The sequence below is a fragment of the Streptomyces sp. NPDC051576 genome (assembly GCF_040681835.1).
Taxonomy (GTDB): Bacteria; Actinomycetota; Actinomycetes; order Streptomycetales; family Streptomycetaceae; genus Streptomyces.
This window is the reverse complement of record NZ_JBFAZO010000008.1, coordinates 132,707-153,499: the sequence shown is the minus strand read 5'-3', so window position 1 is coordinate 153,499 and position 20,793 is coordinate 132,707. Positions and strand designations below refer to the sequence as shown.

The following is a 20,793-nucleotide window of genomic DNA, read 5'->3' as shown; positions in this document are numbered from 1 at the left end:
CGTACAGGTCGGTTCAGGCGCAACGGCAGTGCGTGGCGAGCGTCAGTCGCCACCGCACCTCGCCGGAGGCAGGTACCCGGGCGGCGTCACCGGGACCGGCCTGGGCGAGGTCGAAGACGCGGCCGAGCATCGGTTCGACGCCGGTGCTGCGGTAGGGATGCGGGGTGGGAAAGCCGCCCAGGTTGCGCCACAGGGCGATGGACATGGGCTGTCCGTCGGCTTCGAGGGCCAGTGACAGCCGGTCCACATCGTCGTGCACGCAGCAGTGGGGAGAGTCCACGACCGCTCCTACAGCGGTGCCGTCGTACGGCCCGAACCGGTCCAGGCGCAGCCCGCCCGGTGCGGGCCAGTCGCCCTCCACCCATGGGGCACCGTCCGGCCACGCCCGGTCCAACAAGGGCGCTGCTTCGGGGAAGAGGCGGGTGGGCGCTCCCTCACGGAGGCGCAGAAGTGCCCGGTCGGAGAGGTCGAGCAGGGCATGGGCGGCCCATACGAAGCGGAAGCCCGCGTCGGCCGTCAGGACGTAGTCGGCCTCGGCCCCGTCGGCGGTGGCGCGCAGCGTGCGTGCCAGGGTGAAGCGGTCGCAGTGCAGGACGTCCGCTGCTCCCTCCCGTGTCCACGGCCGCGACCAGGCGTCCCCGTGGTCGGGGGTGCCCCGGACCGTGGGGACGCACTCCTCCAGTCCGCCCGCGTCCACGAAGGCGTCACCCGGGGAGACGCTGTCCCGCTCGAGTGCCGTACGCCGCCACAGCCATTCGCGTCCGGCGCCGCGCAGTGAGGTCCAACGGCCGCCGTGGGCAAGGTCGGTGACGATGTCGAGCGGCACGCTCACCACTCCGCGAAGGAGCCGTCGGGGTGCCGCCACACGGGGTTGCGCCAGGCGTGGCCGGTGCGGTCGGCGGCGCGTACGGCGGATTCGTCGATGGTGATGCCGAGGCCGGGGGCGTCGCCGCGCAGGGCGTGGCCGTCGACGAAGCGGAACGGTGCGGGGTCGACGAGGTAGGACAGCAGGTCGGCGTCCTTGTTGTAGTGGATGCCCCGACTCTGTTCCTGGATCAGGAAGTTGGGGGTGGCGAACGCGATCTGGAGGCTGGCCGCCAGGGCGATCGGGCCGAGCGGGCAGTGCGGGGCGAGCTGGGCGCCGTAGGCCTCCGCGAGTGAGGCGATGCGGTGGACCTCCGAGATGCCGCCGGCGTGGGACAGGTCGGGCTGGACGACGGCGACGCCCGCGGTGAGCGGGGGCAGGAACTCGGCGCGTCCGTAGAGACGTTCACCGGTGGCGAGCGGTACCGGGCTCGACGCGACCAGGCCGGCGAGCAGATGGCCGTGCTCGGGCAGGACGGGTTCTTCGACGAACAGCGGGTGCAGCGGGGCGAGTTCGGCCAGGACGCGGCGGGCGGCGGCCGCGGTGAAGCGGCCGTGGAAGTCGACGGCGACGTCGCGGTGCGGGCCGAGTGCCTCGCGGGCGGCGGCCACGCGGGCGACGATCGCGGCGGTCTCGGCGGGGGTGGGGATCGGTGAGGTGGCTCCGGCGCCGTTCATCTTCACCGCGGTGAAACCCGCCTCGACCTGGGCGGCTATCTGCTCGCCGAGTTGGGCGGGCTCGTCGCCGCCGACCCAGGCGTAGACCCGGACGCGGTCGCGCACCGGGCCGCCGAGCAGGGCGTGCACAGGGGCGCCGTAGGTCTTCCCGGCGATGTCCCACAGGGCCTGGTCGAGGCCGGCGACGGCGCTGGAGAGGATGGGGCCGCCCCGGTAGAAGCCGCCCTTGGACATGACCTGCCAGTGGTCCTGGACGCGCAACGGGTCCTGGCCGACGAGGTGTTCGGCCAGGACGTCGACAGCGGCGCGGACGACCTCGGCGCGCCCCTCGACGACCGGTTCGCCCCAGCCGATGACGCCCTCGTCGGTCTCGACGCGGCAGAACAGCCAGCGGGGTGGGACCAGGAAGGTCTCGACACGGGTGATCTTCACTGGGAGCGGGAGCCTTCCGTGTCTGCGGAGTTCTCTTCGGACGTGTCCTCGGAGTCGCCGAGGCGGTCCAGATCGCGGCCGGCCTGGTCGAGCAGGGCGCGCATCGCGGCCTCGGCGGCCAGCGGGTCCTGGTCGCGTACGGCGTCCAGGACGGCGCGGTGGGCCGGGACCGGGTCCTCGCTGTGCGGGGAGCTGTGCACGATGCGGTCGCGGTGGGCCAGGCCCGACTCGATGACCATCTCCATGCGTTCGAGGAGTTCGTTGTGGGTGGCGGCGAGCAGCGCGCGGTGGAAGGCGAGGTCGGCCTCGACGGCGTGGGCGGCGTCGGAGCCCTGCTCCCCCATCGCCTCGATGGCGTCGTCCAGGGCTGCCAGGTCGGAGTCCGTGCGGCGCTGGGCGGCGAGGCGGACGGCTGCGGGTTCGATGATGGCGCGGACCTCGGCGAGGTTGTGCAGCAGTGCCCGGTCGGACTCGGTGGTGGAGGCGCCCTCGAACTGCCAGCGCAGTACGTCGGCGTCGAGCAGGTTCCACTCGGCGCGGGGGCGCACGAAGGTGCCGCGTCGCTGCCGGGCGTCGACCATCCCCTTGGCGGCGAGCACCTTCAGCGACTCGCGCAGTGCGGTCAGGCTCACGTCCAACTCGCTCTGCAGCGCGACCAGATCGAGTGTGGCCCCTTCGGGGATCTCGCCGCCCAGGATGCGACGGGCGAGGAGTTCCACGGTCTGGCCGTGCACGCCGCGACGGGCATAGGGCGTCATGTCGTACAGCCTTTCTGCTGGTTGGGGAGCGTGGTCATGCGGAGGCCTTGACGACGCTCCAGCCGCCGTCCACGACGAGACTCGTACCGGTGATGAAGGCGGCTTCCTCGGCGCTGAGGAACGCGATGGCGGCGGCGACCTCCTCGGGCGTGCCGAAGCGCCGCGCCGCCGTCTCGGCGATGCTGCGTTCCCGGTCCTCGGGCGGGACCCGGTCCCAGGCGGCGGTCAGTACCGGTCCGGGCAGGACGGCGTTGACGCGCACCTCGGGCCCGTACTCGACGGCGAGCTGTCCGCACAGGGAGAGCAGGGCGCCCTTGGCGGCGGCGTAGGCCGGGTGCCCGGGAATGCCCTTGTGCGCGTGCACGGACGAGGTCAGCACCACCGCGCCGCGCCGGTTCGTCAGATCGGGCAGGACCGCCCGGAAGCCGAGGAAGCTGCCGGTCAGGTTGACGTCGAGCTGCCGTTGCCAGGACGTCAGGGACATCTCGTGGGCGGGCGTAACGTCCACGGTGAAGGCGTTGCTGACGAGGACGTCGACGGGCCCGAAGGTGTGCGCCTCGATGACGATCCGCGTCCAGTCGTCCTCGGAGGAGACGTCGGCGGACACGAAGCGGGCCCGTCCGCCGTCCTTGCCGATGCGCGCCGCCACCGCCTCGCCCCGCTCCTCGGCGATGTCGACGAGCACGACGGCCGCTCCCTCCTCGGCGAGTCGTACGGCCGTGGCGGCTCCGATGCCGGAGGCCGCTCCGGTGACCACGGCGGTGCGGCCGGTGAAGCGGGCGCCGTGCCGTCGTACGGGCTGGTCCATCGTGGGGTTCGACTCCTTCGCGAGTAAGGGCTTGCTGAGAACATAAGGGGCTCACTCCCGCACCAGCACGACCAGGTCGGCATCGTGATCGGCACTCCACGCGAACGGCAGCCCGTAGTGCAGCAGATGGGCTCCGGAGTACGACGTCCCGGTCGCCGTGTCCCGATAGCGCGCCGCCGGTCGAAGTCCCCGCAGCCGGAGCCGGTCCGGGCGCCCCGGCAGGAGCGGGGCACCGTCGAGCCGCCCGGTGCTCAGCGCGGCGACGACCGTGCGGTCCCCGGCGTCGTACTGCACCCCGCAGCTCGGATCCCGCGGTGTGCCGAGGAGCCGTGCCTCGCCGTGGTGGATGACGTCCCGCACCTCCTTGTACCGGGCGATCCACCGGGCGGCCTCGGCCCGCTGGTCCGGTGTCCAGGTTCGCAGGTCGGCGCCGATGCCGAGCACTCCGCACATGGCGTTGACGAAGCGGAAGGCGAGGCTGCGCGGGCGCGGGTCGAAGACGCCGGGCGCGTCGGTGACCCAGGAGCTCATGACGTGCGGGGCGTGCGCGTGCAGGAAGCCGTACTGGATGGCGAGCCGGTCCAGCGGGGCGGTGTTGTCGCTGGGCCAGACCACGTCGGTGCGCGCGAGGGTGGTGTGCTCGATCCGTCCGCCGCCGCCCGCACAGCCCTCGACGGTGACGTCGGGGTAAGCGGCACGGAGGTGGTCCAGGACGCGCAGGTATCCGGTGACGTGCTCGGCGTCCAGGTCGACGCGTCCGGCGCCGGGGCGTCCGCGTTCGGTGGGCGGGCGGTTCATGTCCCACTTGAGATAGCTGATGTCGTACCCGCCGAGGAGCCTGTCCAGCGTCCCGATCACGAAGTCCTGGACGTCGGTGCGGCCCAGGTCCAGGAGGAGCTGGTTGCGGACGAGCCGGCCGGGGCGGCCCTCGACGCGGTAGACCCACTCGGGGTGTTCCGCGTACAGGCGGCTGTCCGGGCTGACGGACTCGGGTTCGATCCACAGTCCGAAGTCCAGGCCCAACGCCCGTACGTCCGCGATGAATTGGTCGAAGCCCTGCGGGAAGGCGGCCGGGTCCGGCCACCAGTCGCCGAGTCCTCCGGTGTCGTCGGCGCGTCCGGTGAACCAGCCGTCGTCCACGACGAACAGTTCGGCGCCGATGTCGGCGGCCGTCTTCGCCAGCTCCAGTTGGCCGGCCGCCTCGACGTCGAAGCCGGTGGCCTCCCAGGAGTTGTAGAGGACCTTGCGGGGGCGGTGCAGGCGCTCGCCGGTGAGCCGGCGCTCATAGCGGTGCCAGACGCGGGAGAGCCCGTCGAGGCCGTCCGGGCTGAAGGCGCAGGCGAGTTGGGGGGTGGTGAGGGTTTCGCCGGGGGTGAGGAGCACGGCTCCCTCGTGGGGTACCCGGCCCGCCCGCACGCGCAGCAGGCCGCCGGGTTCGGCCTCCGCCGTGATGTGCCAGTTGCCCGGCCAGGCGAGGGCGATGCCGTACGCGGCCGGGTTCTCACCGTCCTGCACCGCGAGCCAGGGCGCGTACGCGTGGCCCGGTGCGCCTTGGAGGCTGCCGATGGTGAACGTGCCTCTGGGCAGATCGAGTCGGGTGTGCTGGAACTCCTGCGACCACTGGCCCGTGAGGTAGGTCAGGCGGGCGGTGCCGCTGACAGGGATGTTCACGGCGGCCGAGTCGAGCCGCTCCAGGCGGAGTTCGTCCTTGGCTGTGAACTCTGTCCAGCGAAGGATCACGTCCGTGCCGGGGACGGTCTCGTAGTGGAGGACGGTGCGCAGGCCCAGCAACTCGTCGCGGAAGGCGAGCCGCAGCGTGCCCTCGTCGCCGGACTCCGCGCCGTCGAAGTCCCACCACACGCCCCGGTCCTCACCCGGACGGGACGCCACCAGCTCGGATCCGGTGAACGGCCGTAGCCCGTACGGCAGATACTCGGCGGGGGCCGCGTCGGCGGGTGTGATGAAGTGCGTGCGCCGCGACCAGTCCAGGGCGGAGGGACCGTTCTCGACGCCGTGCGGTCCCCAGGCGTCCAGTTCGGCCCAGGGGCCGTCCGGGGACAGACGCACGGTGTAGCTGGTGTTCTCCGTGCGCAACGTCCAGCGCTGGTGGGTCACTTCACCGCCCCGAGGTTGAGGCCGGCCACGAAGTGCCGCTGGAAGCGCAGGAACACGGCGACGGTGGGTGCGGCGGCGATGATGGAACCGGCCGCGATCACGTTCCACATCGACACGAACTGTCCCTGAAGTCCGATGAGGGCGGCGGTGATCGGCATGTTGGTGTCGCTGCGCAGCACGGTGATCGCCCAGAGCAGGTCGTTGAAGATCCAGGTGAAGGACAGGGCGCTGAGCGCGGCCAGGGCGGGGCGGGTCAGCGGGAGGATGATCCGCCAGAAGATCTGCCAGGGGCCGGCGCCGTCGACGACCGCCGCCTGCTGGATCTCCGCCGGGATCGACCGCATGAACCCGTGCAGGACGAAGACGTAGAAGCCGACGCCGAAGCCGATCTGCACGCCGATGAGGGCGGGCAGGGTGTCGTAGACGCCCATCACTTCGCTGAGCTTGGACACCGGGATCAGGAGGATCTGCGGTGGGAGCAGGTTGCCGCCGAGCATGAGGAGCAACAGGGCACGGCGGAAGGGGAGTTCGTAGCGGCTGAGGGCGAAGGCGGCCATCGCGGCGAGGGCCAGCGTGATCAGGACGCAGGGAATCGTGACGATCAGGCTGTTGATGAGGGCGCGCTGCTGGCCGCCGTCGACCCAGGCCTGGCGGAAGTTGCCGAACGTGAAGGAGTGCGGCCAACTGCCCAGGCCGTTCGCGGCGATGTCGTCGAAGGAGCGCAGGCTGGTGACCACGACGAGGACGATGGGCAGCAGCCACAGGATCGCCAACGCGCCCGCGCCCAGGTGGAATCCGGCGGTCGCGGCCCGCTTGCGGCGCAGGGCCGTGGAGTTGGCGGACATCAGTCGGCCTCCCGGAACGCGCGGACGAGGTAGGAGCAGATGACGCCGAAGGCCAGCACGAAGATCACGACGGCCAGTGCGGAGCCGTAGCCGAGTCGTAGGGACTGGAAGGCGGTTGAGTACATGTAGGTGCTCAGCAGCTCTGACGAGTGGTAGGGGCCGCCGCGGGTGAGGGACCACACGACGTCGAAGGAGCGCAGCGAGTCGATGATGATGACGGACAGAACGACCGCGTTGACACTGCGCAGTTGGGGCAGGGTGACGTGCCGGAAGCGCTGCCAGGCGCTCGCGCCGTCGACCTTGGCGGCCTCGTACAGGGCGGGGTCGATGCCCTTGAGGCCGGCCAGGTAGAGCACCATGACGTAGCCGATCTGGCGCCACAGCGCGGGCACGATCACCGCGTAGAGGGCGGTGTCCTGGTCGGCGAGCCAGGCGTGGCGGAGGCTGCCGAGGCCGACGGACTGGAGGAGTTGGTTGAGGACGCCGTCGGGCTGGTAGATGGCCTGCCAGACGAGGGCGGTGGCGACCAGGGAGAAGACGACGGGCAGGAAGAGGGCCGCGCGGTAGAAGCCGACGCCCCGGCGCTCCTGTTGGAGGAGCAGTGCGGCGGCGAGGCCGAGCAGGGCGGAGAGGCCGCCGAAGAGGACGAGCCAGAGGACGGTGTGGCCGGCCGCGCTGCGGAAGACGTCGTCGTGGGCCATCTCCCGGAAGTTGTCCAGGCCGATGAACTGCGGTGGGGAGACGCCGTCCCAGCGGGTGAGGGCGAGGTAGAAGCCCTGGACGGCGGGCCAGAACACCCACACCGACTCGGCGAGCAGCGGGATGAGGACGAAGGCGAGCACCAGCGGGGGTGTGCGCCGGGGGCCCCGGGCCCGCTTGCCCTTGACGGGCGTGCGGGCCGGGGACTTCCGGTCGGGCGCGGTCAGAACAGCCATGTCAGGCGTTCCAGATCTTCTCGGCGTCGCGCTGCCAGTCGGTGAGGATGGAGTCGATCGACTTGGGCTTGGCCAGGAACTTGATCAGCGCGTTGTCGGCGGTGGGCTGGAGGGCGTCGCTGGAGTCCCGGTTGAAGAACTGGGTGATCTCGGCGGCCGACTCGACGTGTGCGCGGCCCTTCTTGACCAGCGCGGTCCCGGAGTCCTTCGCGGCGGGGTTGCAGGGCAGGACGGTGCCGGAGGAGCCCTTGATGTAGGTCTCCTGGGCCTCGGCGGTGGCGAGGTACTTCATCAGGTCGACGACCTGCTCCTTGCGGCCGGTGCGGGCGCTGGCGAAGTAGCCGTCCGTGGGCGCCTCTTCGGCGATCGGGACCTTCTGGTCGATGATCGGGAAGCGGAAGAAGTCGACGTCGTCGAGGGCGTTCTTGGGGGCCGCGTCGGCGAAGAAGGTGCCGATGAGCATCATGCCGCTGCGGCCGTTGAGCAGGGAGGTGGAGGCGTCCTGGAAGGCGACGGCGGCGCCGTCCGGGTCGAAGTACGGCAGCACCTCCTGCCAGCGGTCGAAGACCTTGCGCACCTGGGGGTCGTCGAACCGGTGCTTCCCGGCGAGGAGTTCACGGTGGTACGGGGCGCCGTTGATCCGAATGTTCAGGTAGTCGAACCACGCGGAGGCCACCCAGGCGGTGCCGCCGCCCGCGCCGAGTCCGATCGGGGTGACACCCTTGCTCTTGATCTTGTCGCAGAGGTCGAGGAACTCGTCCCAGCTCTTGGGCTCGCTCACTCCCCACTTGGCGAAGTTGGACTTCCGGTAGAACATGCCCCACCAGTAGTAGGTGGTGGGCACGAAGACCTTCTTGCCGGAGGACGCCGTGCACAGCGTGTTCAGTGCCTTGGAGTACCGCTTGAGGTCGGGCGAGGAGGACCACGCCTCGTCGAGGTCGAGCAGCAGGTTCTTCTTGGCGTAGGCGTCCGCGACGGAGCCGGGGTACCAGGTGTAGACGTCCGGCGGGTTGGCCGAGGTGAGGTAGGTCGGCAGTTGGGTGCGGAAGGTCTCCGCCGCGACCGTGTTGAGGCTCGCGCGCTCGGAGCCCTTCTTGGCGTAGGCGGCGACGAGGTCCTCCATCGCGGCCTTGGCCTGCGGGGCGGAGAGGTTGGACTGGAGGGTCACCGCACCCTTGGAGGAGGTCTTGCCGGAGGAGGTGGAGGTGACACAGCCACTGAGCAGCGTCGCCGCTCCGGCGGCGCCGAGTCCGGCGAGGAACCGGCGTCGGTCCGGCTGATGGTTCGTCATGGATGGCTCCCTGTGGATCCCGTGCGGATCCAGATTCACGTGGCGTCCCCACCACGTCAAGAATAATTACTAATTTAGTTGAACTGGGTCAGGTGAACGCGTCCGTCGACGCCTCGGTACACCGCGTCGACCGTTCCCCCCGGCCCGGCCACCGCGCCGAGCGCGCCGTCGAAGGCCGCGCTCGGGAACTCGTCCCGCTTGGTCCACCCTTGCCAGGCACCGTTCTCGTACCGCTGCTGCCAGAGCGTGTAGTCGGCGGCCCGCGCGTACAGCACCACGGCGTCCCCGACGGCGACCAGCGTCGGACTCCCGCTGACGGTCCCGCCGAGCGAGGTCCACGGCGACCACTCCCCCGACGCGTCCCGGTCCCGGGTCCACACGTCGTCGGCCGCGCTGCGGACGGCCACATGCACCCGGCCCTGGGTGTCCACGACCGCGGACGGCCGCCCGTACACCGCCCGGCCGCCCGGCGCCCCGAGCGAGGACCAGCCGGTCGACGGTCCGCGCTGCACGACCTGCCCGTCCGAACCCGTGGCGAACAGCGTCCAGTGCGCGGGGTCGGTGAACGCCACCGACGGCGCGTCGGTCACCCGGCCGCCCAGGCTCTGCCACGCGCCCCAGCGGCCGTAGGTGAAGGACCGCCGGTAGACCCGGGAGTCGGTGCCGCGCACGAAGACGTCGATCCGGCCGCCGGCCGAGGCGTACGCGGCGGGCTGGCCGAGGATGCGGCCCTTCGTGGGACCACCGAGGTCCCGCGCCTTGCCGCCGGCCTGCTGGACGAGCGAGCCGTGCGGGCCGCGCAGGAAGGTGGTCGGTGTGTCGCCGTCGCGCACGACGGCCGGGCTCGCCGTGGTCTGCGTGCCCAGACTCGTGCCGGGCAGGGCGTCCGCTCCGGTCAGCTTGAGGAACGCGGTGCCGTGCGCGGGGACCTCGACGGTGTACGACCCCGTGTGCGTACCCCGGGAGGCCCGTGCCCGCAGATCCCGGACCTGGACCGCTCCACCGAGTCCGGTGTCCGCGAACTGCACGGTGCGCAGGGCGGGTTGGTCGGACCGGTTGAGCAGGACGACCGCGCGCCGCCCGTGTCCCTCCAGCACCTTGCTGTACACGTCGCCGACCGAGTCGGAGGCCACGCGCACGCCCTGGATGGCGAGCGGGTCCTGGTCGACGGCGATGATCTCCGGGTTGCGCAGGGTGGCGAGCATCGAGTCCGACAGGGTGCGCGGGTCTGAGCCGAGGACGAGCGGCGAGCCCATCTCGGCCCACATCACGAACTGGCTGGTGGACTCCTCCTGGTTCAGTTCGTACGACCCGTCGGTCATCTTCCGCATCGGGATCAGGTAGTCCGGGTCGTTGTAGTGCCCGGGTCCCTGCGCCTCGGGGTGCCAGGCGTTGGCGTCCATGTTGCGCAGGACGGTGGGCCATTCGCCGGCGGTCGGCGTGCCCCAGGCGATGTCGGTGCCGGTGCGCCAGGAGTCGGCCGTGGTGGGGCCGTAGACGTAGGTGTTGTGCGCGTCCTGTTCGGGGGTGTGCGGCAGGCCCCAGTCGTCGGTGAGCGGGTTGCACAGGTTCAGCAGCATCTTGCGGCCGGACTTGGCCACCGCGTCGCTGAACTCCTTGAAGGCCGGGCCCGGATCGAGCTTGGCGCCGATCCCGCACAGGAAGTCGACCTTGACCGCGTCGAACTTCCAGTTCGCGAACTGCCGGGCGTCCTGGTCGTAGTAACCCCTGCTGCCGAGCCCGCAGCTCTTGCCTCCGTCGTAGGTCCCGGCGTCGGTGTAGATGCCGGCCCTCAGGCCGCGCTTGTGCAGGTAGCTGACCAACGCGGGGATACCGGAGGGGAAGCGGTCCGGGTTGGCGACCAACCGGCCTTTCGCGTCACGGGGGTTGTCGGCCTGCCAGCCGCCGTCGAGCCACACGATGTCGTAACCGGCGTCCCGCAGACCGCTGCTGACCAGCTTGTCGGCGACGGACCGCACCTGCTGTTCGGTCGGTGCGCCCAGTCCGTAGTAGGTGTTCCAGCCCATGTAGGGCGTCGGCGAGAGGCCGCTGTCGTAGTAGTCGGGGGCGCCCTGGTCGACGCCCGTCTGCGCCACGGCCACCGGGGCGGCGGTCGCCGCCAGCACGGTCGCGATGGCGACCGCGGTGGCTCGGCGCGTCAGTCTGGACGCCGCGGGTGTGCGGACCTGCGGGGGTGAAGTCACTTGCCTCTCCCGAGGGTTGGGAAGCAGGAGGACGTGACGCGGGCCGCGCTGCGAGAGGGGGCTACCGGCGTCACGGCGACGACTGTGGCGTGCGACCGAAACCCTGTCAATATTAATTCCTAATTTATTAGAACGGTGCGCCAGGGGTTGACATGACCCCGCATGCGTCACAGCCTTTGGCAACGTTGTCAGCGCCACTGGTTCTTGATGGGACATCACGCTCATGACAGATCAGCCGAGCTCGCCACACCTGTCGCGACGCTCCCTCGTCACCACGGGCTCAACTCTGCTGGCGGGGTTCGGCCTTGGTTCCCTGCTGCCCGCGTCGACCGCATCCGCCGCCGGGGCCGCCGCGCCCGCCACCCCTGGTGAACTCGCGCTCTACCGCCCGGTGTCCGTCTCCTCGACCGCCTACGCGCCCACTCCGGGTGAGTTCGTGGTGGACCGGCTCACCTCGCCGGGTGTGCGGGGCAGCGGCTGGCGGGCCGTCGCGGGCGACCCGCAGTGGATCTCGATCGACCTCCAGGCCGCCTGCGAGGTCACCTCGATCCGCCTCACCTTCGCGGCCGACGCGAGCGACCCGGTGTTCACTCCCCCGACCTCGGGCAATCCGGCCGACGGCACCACGGGCAAGGAGATCCAGTCGAGTTACTCGGTCGAGTTCGTCGTCGAGACGTCCACCGACCACTCGTCCTGGACCAGCGTGTACCGCACCACGTCGGGCACCGGCGGCGTGGTGACCGTCCAGCCGCCCCACCCGGTCACCGCGCGCTGGGTCCGGATGACCTCGCAGCGGCGCTCCAACCCCAACCCCCTGGGACTCAACGGCTTCGAGGTCTACGGCACCGCCAAGGGACACCGGCCGTCGGCCACGGGCTGGACGGACTGGGGCACGCACTCCGGACCGGCACCGAAGCTGGCGGTGGCCGAGGACGGCACGGTGCCGGTGGAGTCCGGCTGGCGGCTGACCCTCGACGACTGGGCCGGCGCCGACGGCGCGGGGCTGTCGAAGCCGTCCGTCGACACCAGCGGTTGGCTGCCGGCCACCGTGCCCGGCACGGTACTCGGCTCACTCGTGGACCAGGGCAAGCTGCCCGACCCGGTAGCCGGCCTCAACAACCTCCACGTCCCCGAGGCGCTTTCCCGTCATTCCTGGTGGTACAAGCGGGACTTCGAGCTGCCGCGCGGTCTGCGCACCGGGGCCGGGCGCCGGGTCTGGCTGGAGTTCGACGGCATCAACCACACCGCCGACATCTGGCTCAACGGCCACCACGTGGGCGGTCTGACCTACCCCTTCGCCCGCTCGGCCCACGACGTGACCGAGGTGCTCGCGACGGGCGGCGCGAACGCGCTCGCGGTGAAGATCACGCCCATGCCGGTGCCCGGCAGCCCCGGCGACAAGGGCCCCGCCGGTGAGTCCTGGGTGGACGCGGGCGCCAATCAGATGAACCTCAACTCCCCCACCTACCTGGCCTCTTCGGGCTGGGACTGGATGCCGGCGGTACGCGACCGGGCCGCCGGCATCTGGAACCATGTCCGGCTGAGATCGACCGGCCATGTCGTGATCGGCGATCCGCGCGTCGACACCGTCCTGCCGAACCTCCCGGACGTGTCGGTCGCCGAGCTGACCGTCGTCGTCCCGGTCCGCAACGCCGACACGGCCGACCACCGGACGACGGTCTCCGCGTCCTTCGACAAGGTTCGCGTCAGCAAGGTCGTCACCGTGCCCGCGGGGCAGAGCGTCGACGTCACCTTCACCCCGGACGCCTTCACTCAACTCCGCCTGCACAAGCCGGAGTTGTGGTGGCCCAACGGGCTGGGCGACCCGACCCTGCACCAGCTCACCCTGGTCGCGTCGGTGGACGGTTCCGAGAGCGACCGCCGCACCACGCGGTTCGGGATCCGTCAGTTCGGTTACGAGTACGAGGTGCCGCTGCCGTTCGCCAACTCCGGTGACTCCTATACCCAGTCCGTCACCTTCGACCGGCAACAGGCCCGGTACGTACGTATCAAGTGCCTGACCCGGGCCTCCGGTTGGGGCTACTCCCTGTGGACCCTCGCCGTACGCGACAGCGCCCGGCCCGCCACCGACCTCGCCCTGCACGCGACGGCCGACGCTTCGAGCACGGACTCCGGCGACCACGGCCCGGCCAACGTGACCGACGGCGATCCCGGCACCCGCTGGTCCTCGGCCTACGAGGACGACCAGTGGATCCGGGTCGACCTGGGGTCCGCCCAGTCCTTCGACGGCGTCGACCTGGTCTGGGAACAGGCGTACGCGAAGACCTTCGTGGTGCAGGTCTCCACCGACAACACGACCTGGACCGATGCGACCTCGGTGGACAACAGCGCGGTCCCGCTGCCCTTCAACAACGGCAGCGCGAGCCTCCAGGTGGAGGACTTCGCCGCTCGCACCGCGCGCTATGTCCGGATCGCCTGCGGGCTGCGCAACACCAGTTGGGGCAACTCCCTGTGGTCCCTCGGTGTCATCGACAGCGCCGCCCCCGGCACCGACCTCGCCCTCCGTCGTACGACAACCGCCTCCACCGAGGATCCCGACCACCCGGCCGCACAGGCCACGGACGGCGATCCGGGCACCCGCTGGTCCTCGGCCTACGAGGACAACCAGTGGATCCAGGTCGACCTCGGGTCCTCGAAGCGGTTCGACCGGGTCGCCCTCCTGTGGGAGTCGGCCTACCCGAAGACGTACGTCATCCAGGTGTCGGACGACGCGGACACCTGGACCGACGTGAAGTCCGTGTCCAACACCCCCGACCCGTTGAAGATCAGCGTGAACGGGGTGCGGGTTCTCGCGCGCGGCGGCAACTGGGGCTGGGACGAACTGCTGCGCCGGATGCCGCCGGAGCGGATGGACGCGGCCGTGCGGATGCACCGCGACATGAACTTCACCATGATCCGCAACTGGGTCGGCACCTCCGACCGCGAGGAGTTCTTCGCCGCCTGCGACGAGCACGGAATCCTGGTGTGGAACGACTTCCCCAACGCCTGGGGCATGGACCCGCCGGACCACGACGCCTTCAACTCGATCGCCCGGGACACCGTCCTGCGCTACCGCATCCACCCCAGCGTGGTCATCTGGTGCGGCGCCAACGAGGGCAACCCACCGGCCGCGATCGACCTCGGCATGCGCCAGGCCGTGGAGGACCAGGCCCCCGGCGTCCTCTACCAGAACAACTCGGCCGGCGGCATCATCACCGGCGGCGGGCCCTACGGCTGGGTCGAGCCGGAGAAGTACTTCGACCCGTCCACCTACGGCAGCAAGGACTTCGGCTTCCACACCGAGATCGGCATGCCCGTCGTCTCCACCGCCGCCAGCATGCGGAACATGACCGGTGACGAGCCCGAGTGGCCGATACGCAGCGCCTGGTACTACCACGACTGGAGCGAGCACGGAAACCAGGCACCGCAGACGTACAAGGCAGCCGTGGAGGCGCGGTTGGGGACCGTCACCGACCTCGACGACTTCGCCCGCAAGGCCCAGTTCGTCAACTACGAGAACACACGGGCCATGTTCGAGGCCTGGAACGCGAACCTCTGGGACAACGCCAGCGGTCTCATGCTCTGGATGTCCCACCCGGCCTGGCACAGCACGGTCTGGCAGACCTACGACTACGACTTCGACGTCAACGGCACCTACTACGGCGCCCGTTCGGCCTGCGAGCCGCTGCATGTCCAGGCCGACCCCGAGGGGCAGGTCCTGGCGGTCAATCACACCCGCGACCGGCGCCAAAAGGCCGTCGTATCCGCCCAGTTGCTCGACCTGTCGGGCCGTCGGCTGGGGCAGAGCAGGAGCACGCGCGTGGACGTGGCACCGGCCACGACGACCAAGGCGTTCACCGTCCCCTGGACCGACGGCCTGCCCGATCTGCACCTCCTGCGCCTGACGCTGGAGGGTGGTGACGGCCGGGTCCTGTCGCGCAACACCTACTGGCGCTATCGCACACCGGCCGCGATGCGGGCCTTGAGCACGGCGCCGCGCACGAAGGTGTCCGCGACGCCCGGGCGCCTGTCCCGGTCCGGCAGCCGGACCGTGCTGACCGGCACCGTCCACAACGACGGTCCGGCCGTCGCCGCGATGGTCCGGCTCTCCCTGACGAACGGCGCGACCGGGCAGCGTGTGCTGCCGACGCTGTACAGCCACAACTACCTGTGGCTGCTGCCCGGCGAGTCACAGGACGTCACGTTGTCGTGGCCGAGCCGGGCCCTGTCCTCGGGCCATCCGGTCCTGGCCGTGGAGGCGTACAACAGCCGCCCCTCGACGGCCCGTTACTAGGCGGACCGGTCGTCCGGAGAGACCGGCAGTTCAGGAGGCCTCCACCGCCGTCTTGATCCGTTGCCCGAATCCGGGCGCGTCCTTGCGTGCCGCACTCAGCGCGAAGCCCACGAGCAGCTTTCCGATGCCGTGGCCTTCGAGAACGTTGAAGATCCTCACCTTGGTCGTGCCCGGACCGACGATTTCGAGGTCGTAGCCGCCTTCGTCCGCCGTGACGGCGTTCTTGGAGATCTCCGACCAGCGGATCCGGTGAGGTGCCTCCACTTCGGTGATCTTGAACTTCCGGCCCGTCTTCATACCGGCGTCCTTGACCGTGCTCGTGAAGACCGTACCCACGGCCGTCGGCCCCTCCGGGGTCTTGGTGATCTCCTGGACCCTCGGGCTGAACTTCGGGTCGTTCGTGCCGGCGGCGAGGAAGGCGAAGACCTCCTCGATGGGGCGGTTGATCTCGGCTGTCGCCTCGAACTGACCGGCCACGATGCCTCCTGTGCTGCGGTCGCTGGGTTTCCGGCTGGGGTGCGCCGATGTGCGGGACGCGCTGCTGTACCGAGCGCTCTCAGCCTATCGGCGCGGCTCCCCGCGTGCTCCTTGTGGACATGAGCCCGCCGAAGACCCCGGTTCCAGGGCGCTGAAACCAGCGTGAAACCGCGCTGAATGCGCCGGGCCGCAAGCTCTGCGGCATGACGACAACGACCGACGAACTCGCGATCTCAGCCACCGGGCTGCGCAAGGCCTACGGGGACAAGACGGTTCTCGACGGTATCGACCTGGCCGTGCCGGCCGGGACCGTCTTCTCCCTGCTCGGTCCGAACGGGGCCGGCAAGACCACAGCCGTCAAGATCCTCTCCACCCTCGTCAGCGCCGACGCCGGCGAGCTGCGGGTCGGCGGCCACGACCTTGCCCGCGACCCGCAGGCCGTACGCGCGGCGATCGGCGTCACCGGACAGTTCTCCGCCGTCGACGGCCTGATCACCGGCGAGGAGAACATGCTCCTCATGGCCGACCTGCACCACCTCTCCAAGCAGGAGGGCCGCCGGACCGCCGCCGAACTGCTGGAGCGCTTCGACCTCACCGAGGCCGCGAAGAAGCCCGCCTCCACCTACTCCGGCGGTATGAAGCGCCGCCTCGACCTCGCGATGACCCTGGTCGGCGACCCCCGCATCATCTTCCTCGACGAACCCACCACCGGCCTCGACCCCCGCTCCCGCCACACCATGTGGGGCATCATCCGCGACCTGGTCGCCGCCGGCGCCACCGTCTTCCTCACCACCCAGTACCTGGACGAGGCCGACGAACTCGCCGACCGCATCGCGGTGTTGCACGACGGCGAGATCGCCGCCGAAGGCAGCGCCGACGAACTCAAGCGGCTCGTCCCCGGCGGACACGTACGGCTCCGCTTCACCGACCCGGCCGCCTACCAGTCCGCCGCCACCGCCCTGCGCGAGGCCACCCGCCACGACGAGACCCTCGCGCTCCAGATCCCCAGCGGCGGCAGCCAGCGCGAGCTGCGCTCCATCCTCGACTGGCTGGACTCGACCGGCATCGAGGCGGACGAACTCACCGTGCACACCCCCGACCTCGACGACGTGTTCTTCGCCCTGACCGGCGGCGCCAAGGTCCCCCACCAGTCCAAGGAGAACGCCCGATGAGCACCCTCGCCCTCGCGGTCCGCGACTCGTCCACGATGCTCCGCCGCAACCTGCTGCACGCGCGCCGCTACCCGTCCCTCACCCTGAATCTGCTGCTCACGCCGATCATGCTGTTGCTGCTCTTCGTCTACATCTTCGGCAACGTGATGAGCACGGGCATCGGCGGCGGCGGCGCGGACCGCTCCGACTACATCGCCTATATCGTCCCGGGCCTCCTGGTGATGACCATCGGCAGCACGGTGATCGGGTCCGCGGTGTCCGTCTCCATGGATATGACCGAAGGTCTCATGGCCCGCTTCCGTACCATGGCGGTCTACCGGGGCTCCGTGCTCATCGGACACGTCGTCGGCAGTGTGCTGCAGGTACTCGCCAGCCTGGTCCTCGTCGGTGCCGTCGCCGTGGCCATCGGTTTCCGGTCCACCGACGCCACGCCCCTGGAGTGGCTGGCGGCCTTCGGGCTGCTGGCACTGTTCTCCCTGGCGCTCACCTGGATCGCCGTCGGGATGGGCATGGCTAGCCCGAACCCCGAGGCCGCCAGCAACATGGCGACGCCGCTGATCCTCCTGCCGCTCATCTCAAGCGCTTTCACCCCGGCCGACACGATGCCGGGCTGGTTCCAGCCGATCGCCGAGTACCAGCCGTTCACCCCGGCCATCGAGACTCTGCGCGGCCTGCTGCTCGGCACCGAGATCGGCAACAACTGGTGGATCGCGATCGCCTGGTGCGTCGGTCTGACCGTGCTCGGCTACCGCTGGTCGACGGCGCTGTTCAACCGCGACCCGAAGTAGCCGGGACGACCGTGCGTGCCGCGTCCCGCAACTCGTCCCGCTCCAGGGCGGCGTACTCCGACACCGCGTCGGCGTACGCCGCCCTGGCAGCGTTCCCGGCGTCCGCGACCGCCTTCCGGGCGCGGTCCGCCGACATCGTCGGCTGGAACTCGCGCAGCACCCGCAGCCGTTCGGCCAGGGCGATCATCCGTACGGCGGAGGCGTCACCCGATGCGAGCCCCGCCATGCCGAGGGCGTGCAGCGCCGTCCCGAACAGAGGGAGCTCCATCGGCGAGCCGGACGGGCCGGAGAGCAGGGCCCGCAGCCGCTGCCGCAGCCGATCGACCACCTCCGCGACGAGCCCGAGCCGGCCGGCGTGCGCGTGCGCCGTCACCGCCACCGACTGGATCTGCAGCACCCACCGGTCGAAGAAGGGGTCTCCGCTGCGCATCGGGCCGGCCTCGGGCATCCGCTCCACGTTGTCCACGTTGCGGCGCCACAGGCCGAGCCCGACCTCCGTCAGTCCGCGGGCGAGCGCGATCTCGGCGCGGACGCCGAAGTCGGCGTTGTAGACGTCGTCCTTGTGCGGGGTGTTGACGTTCTCCGCCTGCCGCAGCCAGTACTCGGCCTCGTCGGGGTCGCCGCGCTGCAGGCAGGCGAGGACGAGGCCCCCGCGGACGCCGATGGAGTCGTGCTCGTCACCGAGCCGCGGCAGCACCTTGAGCGCGGCCTTGAGGTGCCCGTACGCGGTCTCACCCTGCTCCATCTGCAAGCACAGCTCACTCAGCCTGGCGTGTCCCATGACCTGTAGGAACGGGTTGTCCACGGGCGCCAGCGCGGTGATGCTCCGGCGAGCAGAGGCGAGCGCGCGGTCGATGTCGTGCTCCTGCTCCCATACGTAGGTGGCGACGCACTCGGCGACGCCGGCGAGCAGCGGCTGCTCGCTGTCGCAGAGCCCTCTCAGCACGTCGTAGTCGGGAGGCAGCATCTCAGGGACCGCGCTCAGCACTACCGCGATGGCGCGCAGCAGCGTGTCCGGCGGGGCCGGGGGCAGCCGCCGGAGGGTGACGAGGTGGCGTACGACGTGCGGGCCGTAGCCCATGAACAGGATCGCCGTGCACATCACCGCGGCGGCGCGGGCGACTTCGACGTCTTCGGGTTCGGGGTGGTAGTGCGACAGCGGCGGCCCGGTGTCTGCGGCGAGGGCGGCGAGTCGTGGGTAGTTGGAGCCCGTGGACCACAGGGCGGAGAGGACGGCGGTGAGGGCGGCGATGGTGGGACCGTCCGTACGGGCCAGGGCGTGGCGCAGGGCCAGTACGAGGTTGTCCTGCTCGACCCTGATCCGCTCCCAGGCGGCCCGCGGTTCCGGGCCGAAGAACCAGTCGTGGTGCGCGACCCCGAAGTCCCGCGCCCAGGCGAGGAATTGGTCCACTGCCTCCTCGTCCCCGCCGGCCGCCGTGCGCCGGGCCGCGCTGAACTCCCGTACGGTCTCCAGCATGCGGAACCGCACGCCGGCCGGGGTGTCGGCGACGGTGAGCAGCGACTGGTCGGCCAACTGCTCCAGCAGGAACAGCGCGTCGTCACCGAGCACCTGTTCCGACGCCTCGCCGGAGAAGCCGCCGGGGAAGACGGACAGCGTGCGCAGCGCGGCCCTGGCGTCCTCGGCGAGGAGGTTCCAGCTCCACTCCACGACGGCGTGCAGGGTGCGATGGCGCTCCGGCGCGTCCCGGGCCGCGCCGCGCAGCAGCGCGAACCGGTCGCCGAGACGGCGGGCGATGTCCGGCACCGACAGGACGCGCACCCGGGCCGCCGCCAGCTCCACGGCGAGCGGCAGCCCGTCGAGGTGGCGGCACAGCTCGGCCACCGCGTCCGACGGCAACTCGACGCTGCTTCTGGCGGCCCGGGCCCGCTGGGTGAACAACTCGACCGAGACGTCGAGACCCAGCTCCGGCAGCGCGTACACCGCTTCCGAGCTGAGGCCCAGCGGGGACCGGCTGGTGGCGAGCACCCGCAGATCTCCGGCGGACGACACGAGGGCCTGTACGAGGTCGGCGGCGCCCCGGACGACCTGCTCGCAGTTGTCCAGGACCAGCAGCGCGGGTCCGGTGCCGAGCACGCCGAGGATGCCGGACACCGGGTCGTGGCCGCTCAGCGCGCCCGGCCGCCCCTCGCCCGCGCCGAGCGCGGAAGCCACCTCGGTGGCCACGTCCTGGTCCGCGGTGACACCGGCGAGGGGCACGAAGTACACCAGGCGCTGCTCGGCCCGGCGGCTGACGGCGTGCGCGAGCCGGGTCTTGCCGAGACCCCCGGGGCCTACGACGGTGACGGCGCGCGAGACGCGCAGCAGCCGCTCCACGGCGTCGATGTCCTCGTCCCGGCCGAGCAGCGGATTCGGCTCGTGCGGCACCCCGTGCCGTGCCACGGGCGCCTCACCGCCCAGCAGTTCCTGTTGTACGGCCTTGAGCGCGGCGCCGGGGTCCGTGCCGAGTTCGTCGCGCAGCTCACGGCGGTAGCTCTCGTACCGGGTCAGCGCGGCGGACGGGCCGGCCGTCTTCGCCTCGCCGCGCAGCAGTTCGGCGAGCACCTCCTCGTCGCGCGGGTGCTCCGCGGCGGCCAGGGCCAGCGGTCCGGCGGCCTCCGCGTGCCGCCCGAGGCGGGCGAGCGCGAGGGCCTGCGCGCGGACGAGCGCGTCGCGGACGGGGGCGCGTTCGGCGCGCAGCGCGGCGACGGGGTCGTCGGTGTCGCCGCTCTCGTCGGGGGTGCCTTCCCACAGGGCGAGTCCGGCCTCGGCCGCGGCCAGTGATCCCGCGTGGTCCCCGGCCCGCGCCCGGTCAGCGCAGGCGGCGGCATGCAGCAACAGGGCGGAGCTGTCGACCTGTTCCTCGCTGAGGGCGAGCCGGTACCCGATCGGCGTGCTGACGATGAGGTCCGCGCCCAACTGCGCCCGCGCCCTGGACACGAGGACCTGGAGCGCCTTGCCCGGCCGCTCCGGCAACTCGTCCGGCCACAGCCCCGCCACCAGCCGCTCGGTGCCGCAGCCCGTGCGCAGGTCGCCCGCGAGCAACGCCAGGAGTCCGCGCAGCCGGGGCGCGGTGACCTCCTGTCTTTTGTGGGCGACACGCGGCAGCAGGGTCAGGTCGATGGTCACCGGTG

14 protein-coding genes are annotated in these 20,793 nt (G+C 71.0%); 3 read left to right on the top strand and 11 right to left on the bottom strand.

All coding sequences use genetic code 11. From position 1 onward, the window contains the following. Positions 1 to 13: 13 nt before the first annotated feature. The 9 genes from AB0M63_RS26240 to AB0M63_RS26200 all read right to left on the bottom strand — a co-directional run bounded on the left by AB0M63_RS26240 (position 14) and on the right by AB0M63_RS26200 (position 10,930). Positions 14 to 832, bottom strand: a complete 819-nt coding sequence (locus AB0M63_RS26240) for a hypothetical protein (RefSeq protein ID WP_366021118.1) — start codon at positions 830 to 832, stop codon at positions 14 to 16. Then, entirely contained in the window at positions 829 to 1,974 is a 1,146-nt protein-coding gene (gene dgoD / locus AB0M63_RS26235; RefSeq protein ID WP_366021117.1) for a galactonate dehydratase, read from the bottom strand. Before dgoD ends, AB0M63_RS26240 begins: the two co-directional genes overlap by 4 nt. After that, positions 1,971 to 2,732, bottom strand: coding sequence for a FadR/GntR family transcriptional regulator (locus AB0M63_RS26230; RefSeq protein ID WP_355915286.1), 762 nt, complete (start codon positions 2,730 to 2,732; stop codon positions 1,971 to 1,973). The genes dgoD and AB0M63_RS26230 overlap by 4 nt, the downstream gene beginning before the upstream one ends. Positions 2,733 to 2,766: 34 nt before the next feature. After that, positions 2,767 to 3,540 (bottom strand): SDR family NAD(P)-dependent oxidoreductase, encoded by a 774-nt coding sequence (locus tag AB0M63_RS26225; RefSeq protein WP_355915283.1) that lies wholly within the window; start codon positions 3,538 to 3,540, stop codon positions 2,767 to 2,769. Positions 3,541 to 3,591: 51 nt separating this feature from the next. Beyond that, positions 3,592 to 5,655 (bottom strand): alpha-galactosidase, encoded by a 2,064-nt coding sequence (locus tag AB0M63_RS26220; RefSeq protein ID WP_366021116.1) that lies wholly within the window; start codon positions 5,653 to 5,655, stop codon positions 3,592 to 3,594. Next, complete coding sequence (locus AB0M63_RS26215; protein WP_355915278.1) at positions 5,652 to 6,500, bottom strand: carbohydrate ABC transporter permease; 849 nt, start codon at positions 6,498 to 6,500, stop codon at positions 5,652 to 5,654. The genes AB0M63_RS26220 and AB0M63_RS26215 overlap by 4 nt, the downstream gene beginning before the upstream one ends. Further along, positions 6,500 to 7,435 carry a sugar ABC transporter permease gene (locus tag AB0M63_RS26210; RefSeq protein WP_355915275.1) on the bottom strand — a complete coding sequence of 312 codons (936 nt, stop codon included), beginning with the start codon at positions 7,433 to 7,435 and terminating at the stop codon, positions 6,500 to 6,502. The genes AB0M63_RS26215 and AB0M63_RS26210 overlap by 1 nt, the downstream gene beginning before the upstream one ends. Before the next feature lies 1 nt (position 7,436). Then, positions 7,437 to 8,726 (bottom strand): extracellular solute-binding protein, encoded by a 1,290-nt coding sequence (locus AB0M63_RS26205; protein WP_366021115.1) that lies wholly within the window; start codon positions 8,724 to 8,726, stop codon positions 7,437 to 7,439. Positions 8,727 to 8,800: 74 nt separating this feature from the next. Next, the gene (locus tag AB0M63_RS26200; RefSeq protein WP_366021114.1) at positions 8,801 to 10,930 is read right to left on the bottom strand and encodes a glycoside hydrolase family 27 protein; all 2,130 of its coding nucleotides are present in this window, start codon (positions 10,928 to 10,930) and stop codon (positions 8,801 to 8,803) included. Positions 10,931 to 11,153: 223 nt separating this feature from the next. Here AB0M63_RS26200 and AB0M63_RS26195 point away from each other — a divergent pair, with 223 nt between their 5' ends. After that, a complete protein-coding gene (locus AB0M63_RS26195; RefSeq protein WP_366021113.1) occupies positions 11,154 to 15,224 on the top strand; it encodes a discoidin domain-containing protein in 4,071 nt (1,356 codons plus the stop codon). 30 nt (positions 15,225 to 15,254) lie between these two features. Here the strand turns inward: AB0M63_RS26195 and AB0M63_RS26190 are convergent, their stop codons facing one another. After that, a complete protein-coding gene (locus AB0M63_RS26190) occupies positions 15,255 to 15,701 on the bottom strand; it encodes an SRPBCC family protein (protein ID WP_366021112.1) in 447 nt (148 codons plus the stop codon). Between the two features lie 203 nt (positions 15,702 to 15,904). Between AB0M63_RS26190 and AB0M63_RS26185 the strand changes: the two genes are divergently transcribed. Both AB0M63_RS26185 and AB0M63_RS26180 read left to right on the top strand, forming a co-directional pair. Beyond that, complete coding sequence (locus AB0M63_RS26185; protein WP_366021111.1) at positions 15,905 to 16,873, top strand: ATP-binding cassette domain-containing protein; 969 nt, start codon at positions 15,905 to 15,907, stop codon at positions 16,871 to 16,873. Further along, positions 16,870 to 17,661, top strand: coding sequence for an ABC transporter permease (locus AB0M63_RS26180; protein ID WP_355915257.1), 792 nt, complete (start codon positions 16,870 to 16,872; stop codon positions 17,659 to 17,661). Before AB0M63_RS26185 ends, AB0M63_RS26180 begins: the two co-directional genes overlap by 4 nt. Here AB0M63_RS26180 and AB0M63_RS26175 read toward each other — a convergent pair. Further along, entirely contained in the window at positions 17,642 to 20,788 is a 3,147-nt protein-coding gene (locus tag AB0M63_RS26175; RefSeq protein ID WP_366021110.1) for a BTAD domain-containing putative transcriptional regulator, read from the bottom strand. The genes AB0M63_RS26180 and AB0M63_RS26175 overlap by 20 nt on opposite strands. Positions 20,789 to 20,793: the final 5 nt, after the last annotated feature.

Bases quoted from the DNA above. Each gene is read 5' to 3' on its own strand.
- AB0M63_RS26225 (WP_355915283.1), bottom strand. From the start codon at position 3,540: ATGGACCAGCCCGTACGACGGCACGGCGCCCGCTTCACCGGCCGCACC.
- AB0M63_RS26185 (WP_366021111.1), top strand. From the start codon at position 15,905: ATGACGACAACGACCGACGAACTCGCGATCTCAGCCACCGGGCTGCGC.
- AB0M63_RS26210 (WP_355915275.1), bottom strand. From the start codon at position 7,435: ATGGCTGTTCTGACCGCGCCCGACCGGAAGTCCCCGGCCCGCACGCCC.
- AB0M63_RS26180 (WP_355915257.1), top strand. From the start codon at position 16,870: ATGAGCACCCTCGCCCTCGCGGTCCGCGACTCGTCCACGATGCTCCGC.
- AB0M63_RS26215 (WP_355915278.1), bottom strand. From the start codon at position 6,500: ATGTCCGCCAACTCCACGGCCCTGCGCCGCAAGCGGGCCGCGACCGCC.
- AB0M63_RS26230 (WP_355915286.1), bottom strand. From the start codon at position 2,732: ATGACGCCCTATGCCCGTCGCGGCGTGCACGGCCAGACCGTGGAACTC.
- AB0M63_RS26195 (WP_366021113.1), top strand. From the start codon at position 11,154: ATGACAGATCAGCCGAGCTCGCCACACCTGTCGCGACGCTCCCTCGTC.
- AB0M63_RS26205 (WP_366021115.1), bottom strand. From the start codon at position 8,726: ATGACGAACCATCAGCCGGACCGACGCCGGTTCCTCGCCGGACTCGGC.